At 43.0% G+C, this 15,306-nt stretch carries 15 protein-coding genes; 2 read left to right on the top strand and 13 right to left on the bottom strand.

The annotated features are described in order from the left end of the window. Window position 1: 1 nt before the first annotated feature. The 11 genes from coaD to pdhA form a co-directional block, all read right to left on the bottom strand. Window positions 2-478, bottom strand: a complete 477-nt coding sequence (coaD, locus tag YK48G_RS12450; protein ID WP_203631032.1) for a pantetheine-phosphate adenylyltransferase — start codon at window positions 476-478, stop codon at window positions 2-4. Window positions 479-482: 4 nt separating this feature from the next. Continuing rightward, window positions 483-1,040 (bottom strand): 16S rRNA (guanine(966)-N(2))-methyltransferase RsmD, encoded by a 558-nt coding sequence (gene rsmD, locus YK48G_RS12445; RefSeq protein ID WP_203631031.1) that lies wholly within the window; start codon window positions 1,038-1,040, stop codon window positions 483-485. An 18-nt stretch (window positions 1,041-1,058) separates the two neighbouring features. Continuing rightward, the gene (locus tag YK48G_RS12440) at window positions 1,059-1,340 is read right to left on the bottom strand and encodes a YlbG family protein (RefSeq protein WP_203631030.1); all 282 of its coding nucleotides are present in this window, start codon (window positions 1,338-1,340) and stop codon (window positions 1,059-1,061) included. Between the two features lie 18 nt (window positions 1,341-1,358). Beyond that, window positions 1,359-2,516 (bottom strand): FtsW/RodA/SpoVE family cell cycle protein, encoded by a 1,158-nt coding sequence (locus YK48G_RS12435; RefSeq protein ID WP_203631053.1) that lies wholly within the window; start codon window positions 2,514-2,516, stop codon window positions 1,359-1,361. 464 nt (window positions 2,517-2,980) lie between these two features. Next, the gene (gene typA, locus YK48G_RS12430) at window positions 2,981-4,828 is read right to left on the bottom strand and encodes a translational GTPase TypA (RefSeq protein ID WP_203631029.1); all 1,848 of its coding nucleotides are present in this window, start codon (window positions 4,826-4,828) and stop codon (window positions 2,981-2,983) included. A gap of 91 nt (window positions 4,829-4,919) precedes the next feature. After that, entirely contained in the window at window positions 4,920-5,699 is a 780-nt protein-coding gene (locus YK48G_RS12425) for an inositol monophosphatase family protein (RefSeq protein WP_203631028.1), read from the bottom strand. After that, window positions 5,689-5,988 (bottom strand): UPF0223 family protein, encoded by a 300-nt coding sequence (locus YK48G_RS12420; RefSeq protein ID WP_203631027.1) that lies wholly within the window; start codon window positions 5,986-5,988, stop codon window positions 5,689-5,691. Before YK48G_RS12420 ends, YK48G_RS12425 begins: the two co-directional genes overlap by 11 nt. Window positions 5,989-6,251: 263 nt before the next feature. Next, complete coding sequence (gene lpdA / locus YK48G_RS12415; RefSeq protein ID WP_203631026.1) at window positions 6,252-7,676, bottom strand: dihydrolipoyl dehydrogenase; 1,425 nt, start codon at window positions 7,674-7,676, stop codon at window positions 6,252-6,254. 7 nt (window positions 7,677-7,683) lie between these two features. Next, on the bottom strand, window positions 7,684-9,015 hold the full coding sequence (locus tag YK48G_RS12410; protein ID WP_203631025.1) for a 2-oxo acid dehydrogenase subunit E2: 1,332 nt from the start codon (window positions 9,013-9,015) through the stop codon (window positions 7,684-7,686). 36 nt (window positions 9,016-9,051) lie between these two features. After that, window positions 9,052-10,029 carry an alpha-ketoacid dehydrogenase subunit beta gene (locus YK48G_RS12405; protein WP_203631024.1) on the bottom strand — a complete coding sequence of 326 codons (978 nt, stop codon included), beginning with the start codon at window positions 10,027-10,029 and terminating at the stop codon, window positions 9,052-9,054. A 2-nt stretch (window positions 10,030-10,031) separates the two neighbouring features. Beyond that, a complete protein-coding gene (gene pdhA, locus YK48G_RS12400; protein ID WP_203631023.1) occupies window positions 10,032-11,153 on the bottom strand; it encodes a pyruvate dehydrogenase (acetyl-transferring) E1 component subunit alpha in 1,122 nt (373 codons plus the stop codon). A 290-nt stretch (window positions 11,154-11,443) separates the two neighbouring features. Between pdhA and def the strand changes: the two genes are divergently transcribed. Then, on the top strand, window positions 11,444-12,010 hold the full coding sequence (gene def / locus YK48G_RS12395; protein WP_203631022.1) for a peptide deformylase: 567 nt from the start codon (window positions 11,444-11,446) through the stop codon (window positions 12,008-12,010). 220 nt (window positions 12,011-12,230) lie between these two features. Here the strand turns inward: def and YK48G_RS12390 are convergent, their stop codons facing one another. Next, window positions 12,231-13,508, bottom strand: a complete 1,278-nt coding sequence (locus YK48G_RS12390; protein WP_203631021.1) for an MFS transporter — start codon at window positions 13,506-13,508, stop codon at window positions 12,231-12,233. Window positions 13,509-13,774: 266 nt separating this feature from the next. Between YK48G_RS12390 and YK48G_RS12385 the strand changes: the two genes are divergently transcribed. Further along, the gene (locus YK48G_RS12385) at window positions 13,775-14,674 is read left to right on the top strand and encodes a helix-turn-helix domain-containing protein (RefSeq protein ID WP_203631020.1); all 900 of its coding nucleotides are present in this window, start codon (window positions 13,775-13,777) and stop codon (window positions 14,672-14,674) included. Between the two features lie 2 nt (window positions 14,675-14,676). Here the strand turns inward: YK48G_RS12385 and YK48G_RS12380 are convergent, their stop codons facing one another. Then, a complete protein-coding gene (locus YK48G_RS12380) occupies window positions 14,677-15,168 on the bottom strand; it encodes a hypothetical protein (protein ID WP_203631019.1) in 492 nt (163 codons plus the stop codon). Between the last annotated feature and the right edge of the window lie 138 nt (window positions 15,169-15,306).

Below are 15,306 nucleotides of genomic sequence, written 5' to 3'. Positions count from 1 at the left end.
TCTACAAAAATTTGTTTTTTAGTGCGTTGGCAGCTTGACGGGGCAAAAATTTAGTAATATCACCATGGAACTTGGCAATTTCTTTAATCATGCTTGACGATAAATCCCGATAGTCAGCGGCAGTGGGAATAAAAACCGTTTGGATACGGTGATTCAGTTTTTCATTTAAACCAGCAATAGCCATCTCGGAATCCAGGTCGGCACTCCCACGGACACCTCTTAGCAAAACCGTAATACCCAAGCTTGCAGCCAGCTCCACCGTTAATTTGTTGGAGATAAGAACCTCAACATTTGTTAACTCTGAAAGTGCATCTTTAGCAAATGCCGCTCGTTCTTCAGGTGTAAAGGTCGCTTTTTTGTGCGTATTAATACTAATCGCAACGGTCACCTTTTCAAAAATACGACTAGCTCGGCGAATCACATCCACATGGCCCAAGGTAATTGGATCAAAGCTCCCAGCATATAGAACGGTTGTCATAAACTCACGCCTCCGTATATCGATAAATCGTTAAATTAGTTAAGCCATAGTTCTTTTGTTTAACTGCGGCAACTGAGCCGTGACTGATGGGCAATACCGTCTGATTATCCGTTTCACAGATAATGATTGCCTCTTCATTTAACAAATCCAGTGCCATTAAGCGATCAATTGTGTCAATTATTCGCTGCTTTCGATATGGCGGATCTAAAAAAACCATATCAAATTTTTGGCCAGCTTCTGCAAGCTGCTTTAACACGGTATCAGCATTGCCCTTAATCACTTCAAACTGGTCTTTAGCGTGAATTTTAGCCACGTTTTCGTTAATCGCTTGAATCGCTTGAAACTGTTTATCCACTAAGACCGCACTCGTCATGCCCCGTGAAACGGCTTCAATCCCGACCGCCCCGGATCCGGCAAACAAGTCAAGAAAGCGGCCACCTTCATAATAGGGTCCTGTCATGCTAAACAGCGATTCTTTGACTTTATCAGTCGTTGGCCGCGTTCGATCGCTCTTAACCGGCACTAATTTGATCCCACCATATTTTCCTGAAATAATTCGCAATCTACTAACCTCGCTACCTTAAAAATCTTCATCAAATGAATCATCTTCATCAAGCGTATTCTTTCCCTCAACCTCATGAACTAATTCATTTAAATGTGAAGGAACGACTTGTTTAACGTAATTTTCGGAATTTAACTTTTTAATAACCTCTGTTTGACGATCCTGGTCAATATAAAGTAAAGCATATCTCATTCGCTTCGATACATAATAAAGTCGACCGAACTGCTTTAAATTTTTGGCGTGCTTAATTGAATAAAGATAAACAATCAATCCCATTGTTGGTTCAATTTTAAATGCCAAATTTACATCTCCCTAAAATTAACCAGTAGTTGTTTGCAATGCATGCCGTTCTTGGTGTTGTCGTCCTGAAATATTTAACACCAACCCTAAGCAAAACGATAGAGTTAAAATACTTGATCCCCCATAACTAATAAACGGAAAAGTCACGCCAGTAATCGGCAGGACCCCGAGGACCCCGCCCATATTAAACAGAGTTTGAATTGTCATATAAGTCGCAACCCCATAGCAAATCAGGCTGTGGTACGGGTGTGTGCTTCGAACGCCAATCAGAACGATTCGGGCAATAATGAATGTCAGTAGTGCCATCACACAAATCGCCCCAATTGCACCAAGCTCTTCCGTTAAAATGGCCATAATAAAATCAGTATTCGGTTCAGGTAAATATCCCGTCTTCTGGACACTATTACCCAGGCCAACCCCAAACAAACCACCATTACTAATCGCATAGTAGGAATTAACCAGTTGTTGGCCCGCCCCAGTTGCATGCCCAAATGGATTAGTAAACGCAATAATTCGCTGCAGTTGATAAGAATTGGCAAAAAGATCAGTCTTCGACAGTGGCACTAAAACAAACTGAATGAGGGCGACGACTAACGCCACGCCACCACCCAAGAAAGCCAAAGCCTTTTTCCACGAAATACCGCTGGCCATGAAAATGACAAAGGCAATCGCAAAATTAATGGCCGCCCCACCAGCATCCGGCTGTAAAAAGATAAGGGCAATCAAGATACCAACCCGCACGATTGTTGGCCAAAGTTGGTGCCACCACTCAGAAGCTGATTGGGTAATCAGGTCTTGTCTAGCGTCAATAATATTGGCAAGGCGAATGATAATAAAAAATTTGACAAATTCAGCGGGCTGGATGCTAAACGGCCCGAGGCGAATCCAGCCCGCCGCACCGTTAATTGTGGTTCCGATAGCTAACAAGCCCACCAAAACAACAAAAAAGCCAATCTCCAAATAGGATAAAAACCGTTTATTCCGTAATTTATGAATCTTAAATCGGCTCATTAGTAAAACGATGATGACGCTTAAAACAACAAAAATAAGTTGTTTTTTAAAATAACTCAGTGGGCTGCCGCCATTTTGAACCGCAATATTTGCACTGGCCGAATAAACCATAATAATCCCAATAACCGACATTATCAGGTATGGGATAAAGATAAAATAATCCATGTTTTTAAACCGAGACAAGGGCTTCACTCCACTTTTTAAGTTCAACTGTTATCACATCGAACCTCATTATATCATATCTATTTCGCCTGAAATAACGAAGTTTATCAAGATCATCAAATTTTAAAGATGATTGAACGCTTAATTAATAACCAGTTAACCAGGACTTGTTTGCCATATAAAAAGACCCGAACAAGATTTGATTTATTTCTTCCCCGTAATTGCAACTTAGCTCTCCATCCATAATTAGTAGAAAAACTGCGACGACCATGAAATGCCTGGCGTATACATGGCAGACGGTTGATCTTTGCCATGTACGCAAAATACCACCCATTTTAAAAGATCGGAATGACCTTCGAAATAGGTGGTATTTTGCATAATTCTGGAATTATCAGCGTTTGCCCCAGTCTCACAAATGAAAGCCTGGGCAAACTAGTGCTAAGTTACAGAATGATTGTGATATTTAATTAGCTGTGCTTGCGCTTCTTAGCTTCTTTTTCTCGAGCGTTAGAGTTTAAAATCTTCTTTCGCAAACGAATATGGTGGGGCGTTACTTCACATAGCTCATCTTCGTTCAAGAATTCAAGTGATTCTTCAAGACTCAAGTGTGTCGGCGTTTTGATTCTAGCCATATCATCAGAACCAGCAGCCCGGACGTTAGTCAAATTCTTTCCTTTGGTGATATTAACCGTAATATCATTTTCACGATTATTTTCACCAACAATCATGCCTTCATAGACTTCAGTCCCTGGGTCAATCAATAACGTCCCCCGGCTTTCAATTCCCATCATGGCATAAGTGGTTGCTTTACCAGCATTCATGGAAACCAGCGTTCCCTTCTTTCGACCAGGGTTCCAGCCCTTAATAACCGGAAGGTACTTTTCGAAAGTATGGTTCAAAATACCATATCCACGAGTCATTGATAAGAATTCAGTTGAGTATCCAATCAATCCCCGAGATGGTGCCAAGAAAGTCAACCGAGTTTGACCGTTATCAGTTGTTTCCATGTTTTGCATCTCGCCTTTTCGTTGAGAAAGGGTATCAATGATAGAACCAGTATATTCATCCGGTGTATCAATTTGAACTGATTCAAATGGTTCACACATTTGACCATCAACTTCACGATAAATAACTTCTGGACGGGAAGCTTGTAATTCATACCCTTCACGACGCAAAGTTTCAATCAAAATTGACAAATGTAATTCCCCACGGCCAGACACTGTCCAGGCACCCGGGTTATCGGTATCTTCAACTCGCAGAGAAACGTCAGTATGCAGTTCACGTCTTAATCGGTCTTCCAGCTGACGAGCCGTCACAAACTTACCATCTTGACCAGCAAATGGTGACGTGTTGGTCCCAAAAGTCATTTGCAAAGTTGGTGCGTCAATTCTCAAGATTGGTAATGGTTCCAAGTCATTAGGCGATACAACCGTTTCGCCAACATTGATATCTTCCATGCCAGAAACCGCGATCAAGTCACCTGCTTTGGCTTCTTGAATGTCTTCTTTCTTAAGGCCAAAGAAGCCCATCAATTTGGTAACTCGGAAATTTTGCTTTGTCCCATCAAGTTTCATAACTGTAACGTTATCGCCGACTTTGATCGTTCCCCGGAAGATTCGGCCAATACCAATTCGACCTACGAAGTCGTTATAATCAAGCATCGCAACTTGGAACTGAAGGGGTTCGTCAGAGTTATCAATTGGTGCCGGGATATCCTTGATGATCGTATCAAAGATTGGCTTCATCGTATGCTTTTGCGTACTAATGTCTGAATCATAACTTGAAGTTCCGTTCATAGCTGATGCATAAACCACTGGAAAGTCCAGTTGTTCTTCATCGGCGCCAAGTTCGATAAACAAATCCAACACTTCGTCGACAACTTCTTCTGGGCGGGCGCCTTCACGGTCAACCTTATTAATGACAACGATTGGCGTTAAATGTTGTTCCAACGCCTTTTTAAGAACAAACCGCGTTTGAGGCATTGTTCCTTCAAAAGCATCCACGACTAATAAACACCCATCAACCATTCGCATAATTCGTTCAACTTCGCCACCGAAATCAGCATGCCCTGGGGTATCCAAAATATTAATTTGTTTATCCCCATACTTAACAGCGGTATTTTTTGACAGGATGGTGATTCCCCGTTCCCGTTCAATCGCGTTTGAGTCAAGGGCTCGATCCTCAATTTGAACGTGTTGGTCCAAAGTATCTGATTGTTTTAGCATCTCGTTAACCAAAGTCGTTTTACCGTGGTCAACGTGGGCGATAATTGCAATGTTACGAATGTCGTCTCGTGTTTTTAGTTTTGTATCCAAGTCGTTTGCTTCCCTTCATTTTAAATCATTACCGAATGAACACACCTTGATATATTGGCATAAAAAAACTGTGACAACCGTCACAGTATGACTATTGACCTACAATTGTAAGAATGTCTCGATGTGCCTTTCGTGTTGCTAACATAACCGTGGTTGATGATAACATACCTAAGGGCTGGCCGTCAACTGTTGTTACCTTTAAACCAGCAGTTTCGCAAAGGATCTTACCAGCACCAAAGTCCCACGGCTTAAGGTAAGAAATATAAGCAACCAGTTCGCCTCGTAACACGGAAATAATATCAATGCCTGCACTGCCGTAAACTCGCATTCCTAAAGAACGGTTAGCAATATTAACCATATGATAGTCATCATGGAGTACCATTGGCCCACTTAACCCAACCAATCCTTCACGCAAAGGCGTATCAGCAGCTTTTTCAAGTGGCTGGCCATTATCAAAGACCCCTAAAGCCGGGCCACCGGATAATAAGTGATTACCCATCACATCTAAGATATAGCCCAGAACACCTGCACCATCTATATATAACGCAATCATAATCGCAAAATGATTGCGTTGCTTCACAAAGTTCATTGTCCCATCAATTGGGTCAACAATCCAAACATGGCCAGCGACTGAATCTACTTCATCACCGGAGCCCTCTTCACCAAGAATTCGAGCATCAGGATCAAACTCACGAATTTTAGTCACAATAAATTGTTCATTTTGCTTGTCGATGTTCGTCACTAAATCGGTTCGACTAGATTTGGTATTTACCGTCAATCGAGTATCAATTTTTCGTAAAACATTATCCCGTGATTCTCGTAGCCAGCCTTTAACGGTTTTATCAATCCGCTTAATTTCATTAACGTCCATTTTTTGATTGATCCATCCTTACTTTTTTCGCATTCGAATTTTGAACTGCTTTAATGACCGCATAAGCATCATAACCAGATCGCTTCAAGAATTCCTTTTCAAGTTGCTTTTGTTCCATTTGAGTTGGCAAAATCCGCCTGAATTTAGTATAAGCTGCTAGAAAAGTTGTCTTTTCAACGCCACCAGCTTGTTCATAGGCCGCTTCGACGCTTTGAAAAAAAGCCACAACGTCAATCACCTCATCAACGCTAAGCCCATCAATCAGCGGATATTCATACCCTTCAGCCATAAAATCAACTCCGATCATTAATTAGCCCTTGTCCATATTATAGATTAAAATGAAAGTTTGTGAAATATTGGAACGCAAAAAGTCGTTGCTTTTTCAAAAGTGAGCCATAAAGTGGGTGTTCAAAGTGCTAATTTTTGCTCAAATTGATGGACAACCAAAAAAGCGTTTGGAAATTAATTACCAACGGGCATCAGTAATACGAGCCCTTTTTAATTCCAAACGCTTATTTTAGTTATCTAAAATTTTGTAACTAAACCTTTAATTTAGATATGGGTTGGGAAGCCTAACGCCACATCGGCTGCCTCTTGAACCGGCTCACTCAAGGTTGGGTGTGGATGAATTGTCAACGAAATGTCTTCAACATTCATCCGCCCATTGACTGCCAAGCTCAATTCAGCAACTAAATCACTGGCGCCAGGGCCAACGACTTCGCCACCGAGAATCGTTTGATCATCTTTAGTATAAATTAAGCGAACAAAGCCGTCTGCTTGATCCAAGGAAACCGCCCGAGCATTACCAGCAAATGGGAATTTTGCTGTTGCGACTTCAATGCCTTGATCCTTTGCTTGCGCTTGAGTTAAACCAACAACAGCCAACTCCGGATCGGAGAAGCAAACCGCCGGCACCCCAACGTAATCATTGGCTGTGTGCTTGCCAGCAATTGCTCCGGCAGCAACTTTTCCTTGGAAGAAGGCTTTGTGCGCCAACGCCGGGCCAGAAGCAATATCGCCGACTGCGAAGATATGCGGTGAATCCGTTCTACCCTGTTCATCAGTTTCAACAATCCCGTGATCATTTAATTTAACCTTAGTATACTCAAGGCCAAGATCATCGGTATTCGGTCGCCGCCCAACAGTGACCATACAATAGTCAGCTTTAATCGTTGTTTGTTTACCGTCTTCTTCGTAGGTAACCGTCACGCTGCTATCATCTTGGCTTGAAGAAATGGCCTTGGCACTGGTATGCACATCAACGCCTTTTTTCTTCAGCTGTTTCAAGACGACTGAAACCATATCCTTTGAAAAACCATTTAAGATAGAGTCCAAGCCTTCGATGATCGTTACATGGGCACCCAAATTAGCGTACGCACCCGCCAGTTCAGTACCAACATAACCGCCGCCGATGACTACAAACTCTTTTGGAATTTCTGGCAAGTTCAACCCACCAGTTGAATCAACTACCCGGCCTTCAAACTTAAAACCAGGAATCTCAATCGGATGCGAACCGGTCGCAAGAATCAGGTTGTCAAATTGAATCGTGGTCCCCGTGTTTGTGCTCATAAATTGTTGTGGGCCAACCGGCATTACCCTTAACTGAGTATCGCTATCTAAGACTGCTTCGCCTTGGATAATATCAACTTTATGCTTATTCAGGAGCATTTTTACACCATTGGTCATTCGATCAACGACTTTTTTCTGCTTCCACTCCTGAGTTTTTTTGAAATCAATTGTTGCCGGTTGGGTTGTAATCCCATAAGTGACAGCATCGTTTGCTTCCCTGAAGCGATGGCCGGCTGCGATCAAGGCTTTTGACGGGACACAGCCAACGTTCAAACAAACCCCACCGAGTTTATCGGATTTTTCGATTAAAGTTACTTTTTGGCCTAACTCAGAGGCACGAATTGCTGCCACGTAGCCGCCAGGGCCAGCACCAATAATCACTGTTTCTTTCTTTTCAACATCTGCCATTATTCGATCATCCTTCCATCAACAGCATAGCTGGATCATGAAGCAACTGGTTCATGTAATTCAAGGCATTTTGAGCAAGGGCTCCATCAATGAGTCGGTGATCATAACTCAACGAGAGCTTCATCATATTGCCAACCTTAATTTCACCATCTTCGTCAACGAATGGTTCCTTGGCAATCTTACCAACTCCCAAAATTGCAACTTCGGGTTGGTTGATAACCGGCGTAAACCAGCCGCCGCCAATTGAACCCACGTTACTGATCGTAATCGAGCCGCCTTGCATCGTATCGGCCTTCAGTTTGTTATCGTAGGCTGCTTGCGTATTTTCAGTGATTTCTTTGGCAATTTCAAACATGCCCTTAGAATCAGCATTCTTGATATTTGGCACGTATAAACCGTGATCGGTATTCGTTGCAATACCAACATTGTAATAATGCTTATAAACGATTTCTTGCGTACTATCATCAATGGATGCATTAAATTCAGGGAACTTCTTCATCACAGCAACTAACGCTTTGACAATGTATGGCAGGAATGTCAAATGAATGTCTTGATCGGCAGCTAATTGCTTGTACTTCTTACGGTTAGCCATCAACGCACTTACTTCAACATCATCAAAGGAAGTAACGTGTGGTGAAATATCCTTAGAAGTCCGCATTGCCTTGGCAATTGTCTTTCTCATCATGGACATTGGTTCTCTGGTCTCAAGATCAGGTTGACCGGACTTCCATGGTTTGATTGCCTGGCCACTGGCTTTAGCTTGAGTTGTTGGTGCCGGTGCAGCTGGCTGGCTAGCGGCTTGCTCAGCAGGTGCAGCTGCTGGATTGAAGTTATCAATATCAGCTTTAGTCACCTGACCATGATTGCCAGTTGCCGGAACAGCTGTAATATCGACACCTTTATCCCGAGCATATTGGCGAACTGATGGCATTGCCTTCACAATCGCATTTGGATTTGAAGCGGCTGGCGGTGCTGTGACCGTTGCTTCGGCAGCTGGTGCTGGAGCAGGAGCGGCTGATGCGGCAGGTTCAGCCGGAGCGGCTGCCGCTTCCTCGCTCTTAGCTGGTGTTGCCGGTGCAGCTTCATCAGCAGTATCAGGTGAACCGTCATCGATTGTGACTAAGACGTCGCCAACTTCTGCGGTTTCGCCCTCTTGTTTATCAATACTTTTAACAGTACCAGCAACTGGGGATGGCATTTCTTGGACAGACTTATCGTTTTGGATTTCAACCAACGGGTCGTCTTCCTTAACTTGATCGCCGACTTTAACCAGCCAAGACGCGATTTCGCCTTCCGTAATTCCTTCTCCCATTTCTGGTAGTTTAAACTTATAGGCCATGGGATCTAACTTCCTTTCTTTCGAACAATCAATACTTTAGTAGTTTAAAATTTCGCGAACTTTTTCTTCAATGTCGTCTGCATCCGGTAACCAATCATTTTCAGCCATTGCGAATGGGAAAATGCTGTCTGGGGCAGAAACTCGGCCAATTGGTGCATCCAGTGACATAATATCCTTTTCAGCAATATCTGAAGCCACTTTTGCGCCAGCTCCGGTCATCTTTTGCGCCTCTTGGGCAATTACGACTTTGTGGGTCTTATCAATTGAAGCAAAAATGGTTGCATCGTCAATTGGTGACAATGACCGTAGATCAATAACCTCAACTGAAATATTTTCCTTTTCTAACTTGTCCGCTACTTTGAGTGCTTCATTCACTTCTGCACTGTAAGCTACTACGGTAATGTCGGATCCCTCACGAACAACGTTGGCCTTATCTAGCGGTACGGTATAGTGACCTTCGGGAACTTCGGCCTTCATTGAACGATAAAGCTTCAGGTTCTCCATAAATAAAACTGGATCGTTGTTTTCAACGGCGGCAATAATCATTCCTTTGGCATCATATGGATTGGCAGGCGTTACAACCCGCAGTCCAGGAATACCAATAAACAACCCTTCTAGTGAGTCGCCGTGAAGTTCGGCCGTGTGAGTCCCACCACCAAATGGGGTTCGAATTGTAATCGGCATCGAAACATCACCGGACATCCGGAAACGGTTTCGAGACATCTGGCCGCCAATTGAGTCAACGGCTTCCATTGTAAATCCCATAAATTGAATTTCTGGAATTGGCCGCCACCCCGTTAATGACAGCCCAATTGACATCCCTAAAATACCGGATTCAGCTAAAGGCGTATCAAATACCCGATCGGTGCCATACTTGTCCTGAAGGCCTTCGGTTGTTCTGAATACGCCACCGTTTTTGCCGACATCCTCACCAAAAATCAGCGTTTTTTCGTCGTTTTGCAATACCTGATCAAGTCCGTCAGTAATTGCTTTGATATACGTTAATTTAGCCATGATTATTTCGACTCCTTTGCTTCGAATTTTTCGATGTCAGCCGCTACGTCCGGAGTTGGTACTTCAAACGTGTGCTTCAAGAAATCACTAATCTTTTGCTTAGGAGCGGCTTCGGCATCCTTCATTGCCTGCTTAAATTCATCTTTGTATTGAGCCACTAATTTATCTTCTTTGTCTTGATCCCAAAGCTTCTTATCCGTCAAAACTTTTCGGAGTCGAATCAATGGATCCCGATCGAACCATGGCTTTTCTTGTTCCTTTGTCCGGTAACGGCTTGGATCGTCCCCTGCAGAACTGTGAGCACCAAATCGGTAAGTCAGCGTTTCAACTAATGCCGGCCCATTGCCAGCCGCAACAAAGTCTCGAGCATCTTTGGCAACTAGATAGGTTGCCAAAATATCCATCCCATCAACTTGGGTTCCAGGAACTCCTGAAGCCACCCCTTTTTGAGCCAAGGTTTCGGCTGCCGTTTGGGTTTTCCGAGGAACTGAAATCGCCCAACCATTATTTTGAACGAAGAAAATGGCCGGTGCTTGGAATGAACTGGCGAAGTTGATGCCTTCATAAAAGTCACCCTGTGAAGTGCCGCCATCGCCAGTAAACGTATAAGCAACGGTGTCCTTTTCACCATTCTTTTTAATCCCCAGTGCAGCACCTGCAGCTTGAACATATTGGGCACCAATAATGATCTGTGGAATCCAAGCCCGAACACCATCACGTACATAGTCGTAGCATTGATAATGTCCCTTTGACCAGAGATAGCCTTCCTTAACAGTTGCGCCATGTTGAATTAATTGTGGTAAATCACGGTAAGCTGGGAAAAGGTAATCCTGTTTCTTCATTGCATAAGCAATGCCCATTTCAGATGCTTCTTCACCATATGTTGGGGCATAAAAGCCTAACCGACCTTGGCGAGAGAAGTTCATGGTTTGTTCATGCAAGGCACGTTCCCAAACCATCTTTTCCATCAAAGTTACTAAGTCATCATCACTAAAGCGATCAAACAATTCTTGGTTAACGATCTTGCCATTTTCATCAATTACTTGAACTGGTTTCTTATAAGGATCGCTCATCGTTGATTTGATCTTGGCAAAATCAACAACGTGCTTGTCTTCTGCTGCCATAGATAACACTTTCCTTTCCTGTAAAGCTCAACTTGTGATGCACAATCGAATCTCTCTAAACCACACTTCAAATTTAGCATTTTTCGCAACCGTTTGCAAGCCCTTTCATTGCTATGAAATAAGATTTCTTTCGTGTTTATAGCGCGCCAAAAGTTCTCAATTCGAAACCGGCTGTGCGCGTAGGGACTTGTGAAAATTCACAAAACAATTTGAAGATAGTTTTTTTTCAAAATTTACGCTAAAATGGTTGTTAGCGTATAAAGTTCAAAACTTATTCGGAGGTCTTTGAAGTGTTTTTAATGAAAGATATTGTTCGAGACGGGGATCCAGTTCTCCGCAAGCAAGCTCAAAAAGTTCAGTTTCCTTTGAGCGACGAAGATAAACAATTGGCCCACGACCTCATGGAATATTTGGAAGTCAGCCAAAACCCAGAGCTCTGTGAAAAATACCAATTACGAGCAGGGGTTGGCTTAGCAGCCCCTCAAGTCGGCGTTTCTAAAATGATGGCCTCTGTACTTGTACCAAATGAAGACGAAGATGAAAGCGATAAGCCTCTTTTCAAGGACGTCATTATCAACCCGGTCATTATTTCAAATTCCGTCCAGCGGGGGGCCCTCACAGAGGGTGAAGGCTGCCTGTCAGTTGACAAGGATATCCCCGGATATGTGCCAAGAGCAGCTCGGATTACTTTGCGATATACAGACGTTGACGGCAAGCAACATCAGATTCGGCTCAAAAATTACCCGGCAATTGTTTGCCAACACGAGATTGACCATTTGCACGGCGTCTTATTTTACGATCATATTAATCAAGATAATCCGTTTGCTAAAACTGACGATGAAATTTTCATTTATTAGGTTAAAAAACGCCGGTCGCAAAAGATGACAAAGTGGGGCAAAGCTTGATTTCCACCCGTGATTACAACTTAGACACCACTCGAATTTGGAAAAAAGCCATGACAAATAGCCAATCTTTGTCACTCAACAAAAGCCTCCAATCGTTCCCAGTTATGGGTGGTTGGAGGTTTTTGTTATGCTCTGGGATCAAAACGCCTTCTGTCCCAGTTTCATCGTTTTTTTAATTTTTGATATTTTCTATGGCATTTGAATGAACCTGCCGTCGATTTTCTTCGGCCACCATCAATCTACCCAAGATTATCGTAAAGATCAGCAAAATAATTCCGCTGATAAGAAAATTCAGCCAGCTTGGATAAACTTGAAAAATGAGGCTATAAATTACGATTCCAACCGGTGCTGACGCCATATTAATCGTCATGACGGTCGCAGAAACCCGCCCCAGCAACCTAGTTGGTACAGCCTGTTGAATATAAATCCCCATCGGCGTGTTTAAAAACGCCAGCGCCATGCCACTCAGCAATAAAATGCCACCACCAGCGATCTTTAACGTTAATGAACTAATGTTTGGAACCATAACAAAGCCAAACGCTAAAATGGTCATACTAAAAGCCATGTAAGCGAACGCCAGTGTTTTGGCCAAGTGCTGAAATTTAGGCAGCCAGCTAATAATGAGATTACCAATCAAGACGCCTAACGCATACATTGAATTTAAAACGCCTAAAACCACGTTTCCAGCGTGCAACTGATGAACCACCATAAAGGGCATGCCAACGTTAAAAACTGCCGCCATCAAGTTTAAAACAACCCCACCGCTCATCACATATTTCAAAAATTGATTGCTGTCAATATATTTAAGGCCGCCTTTAAAGAGTGCCCACTGGGTTTTCGAATGCTTAGATTGAAATCGTGGCTGGACGTGAAATTTCATTGATAATAGAATCAATAGGACAACCACATTCGCCCCAACCGAAAACCAGATGAAGGTATCAAACCCTAACAACGAGTAAAAGGAGGTTGCGATAATTGGCGAAAAAATCGTCGCAAACGACGTCGCTGCCTGGGTCAACGAACTCAACCTTTGAACGTAGGCCGGATTGACTAATTCGTGAATTGACGCGTTGTAGGTAGTAGTCATCACACTTTGAACCGTATAATTTACCGCCAAGAATGCCAGCGTAGGCACAATCTTTTGGATCCCCACGAACTGATTAATCACCCCGGCATATATGAGAAGCGCTACTAAGCGAACCAAGATACCGCCCAACAATAAAGGCTTATGCGGCCAGTTGTCGACCAAATTTCCAATCGGAATCAGCCCAACTAAATTGACAAGCGGCATCATAATCAGCGACAGACCGAAGCTCAACGATAACCCGGTTTGGTCGAGTAACATGAGCCCCATTGCCATCGAAAACATGTCAGCGGAAAATGCACTGATTAGGTTGCTTGAGAAGTCTTTGATAATTTGATTAGCTGATTGGTAATTTGTAATATCCATTGTGAGGCCTCCAAGAGTAAGTGAGCGGAGCAAAGCGTTTAGGAAGTGCCAGATAGGCTAGGCGTTTCACGGCCGTCGGAACATAAGGCTCCTTGAACAGAAATTTCCGGGCTTGGAATTTTTGTTCAAGGTGCTTATGTGTAGCTTTCTGCCTGGCGCAGCCGTCCTCAGCCACCCACCTACTTAATTTAGTATGAATACTACTAGTTATTTCGTTCCGATGAGCTTACAATATGTTGCATATATGAGACGTCAGGAGGGCAATCATGCCAGCTATCGGTCAAACGGTCAAAAAAATTAGGCAAATCAAAGGATTTACCCAAAAAGAAGTTTATTCAACTATCGTGTCCCGCTCGTTTGCAAACCGTTTTGAGCGGGGATTAAATGACGTAAGTGCCACTAAGTTATTTCAGATTCTAGACAATCTTTCAATTTCCCTCGATGAATTTCGGTTCATTCATAACAATTATCAGCAAACAAAAGTCCAAGCACTCCAAGATCAACTCATTCATGCATATGAAGCCCATAATTTGCAGATAATGGGAAAGATTGTCGCAGATTATAAAACAAGTCGTGACTTAGGTTTGCGTTCAGTGGCGGCTACCGGTGAAATCTTGATTGAAGCCTATCATTCTAAAACTGTATCGATGACTCCTGAGATCAACAATCTTTGGGATCAACTCGCCGCTGCTAAAACTTGGACCATTCGAGAAATCAAACTGGCCGATGTTCTTTTCGTAATTGCTGTCAGTACGGGGCAAGTAGCGCTAATCCCCAAAATTTTTGCCAAATTTGAGACTAACTGCTTAAAGTACCTACCAAATGGTCATGATCCTTTCAACCTATCAGATGAACTAATGAATATGTATTTAACCGTCTTTCAAATCCAACTTAACTTAACCCACTTCGAGCAGGCCAAGCAACTCGCCAAAAAGGTTGGAGCAATTGATGCCCACTTGCTAACCGCTAACGGCAGAATCTGCCAACAACTTATCGTCGGAATCGCTAATTTATACTTTGGCAATGAAGAGGCCGGCCAGCGCATTTTAAGGGCAATCGAACAATTTGAAGCACTCTATACCCCAGCAATCGATCATAACGTGATTGGCATCATTCAAATCCGCAAAAAATGGGCGAAAAAATATCGCCGACAGCAAGCCAAATAAACTCACCTGCTTAACCGATTAAGATCATCTACGTATTCGACCGTCGTTAAGTTAACAAGGTAAGCCACGTCAAAATGAAGTCGGTTATCTAACTGCCAAATATCGGTCACCACAAACGCTGGTCGATCGACTTCCCCTGAATGGACATGCATATGGTGATCATCACCATATTCTGCCAACGCCTTGACCAACGCTTGCTTAAAATCTGGAATTGATTGACTGACGTTATTAATTGGCAGATGATATTCGAACGCCATCACGCCCCGTCCCCATACCTCTGCGATTTGTTCGGATCGCAAATCATTATCGTCAAAGGGCTTTAGCGTTTTGGCCGTCATCAATGCATGAACAGCCGCTCGAACGGCTTCATTACAAACTTGTTGTGCCAGCATTGTCCGCCGCCTACTAGGCCGGGTCACAAATAAATAATGAATCAAGTTATAAACGGCAAAAGCAACGACCAAGCCGATCAAAATTTGTATGAGTAATTCCATTAAATAGCTCCCCATTCTTGATACTTCACTTCATTTTAACATGACTGCTCCAAGACGATTGCTTTCAACTTTATATACTTATGTTTTATAATATGGTAATATATCGTTATTAGCTGTGTTTTCACAGCCACTTGTCCG

Origin of the sequence: Lentilactobacillus fungorum (assembly GCF_016860605.1) — a bacterium.
Taxonomy (GTDB): Bacteria; Bacillota; Bacilli; order Lactobacillales; family Lactobacillaceae; genus Lentilactobacillus; species Lentilactobacillus fungorum.
Note: the sequence above shows the minus strand (reverse complement) of the source record. Positions and strands in the feature narration are given on the sequence as shown.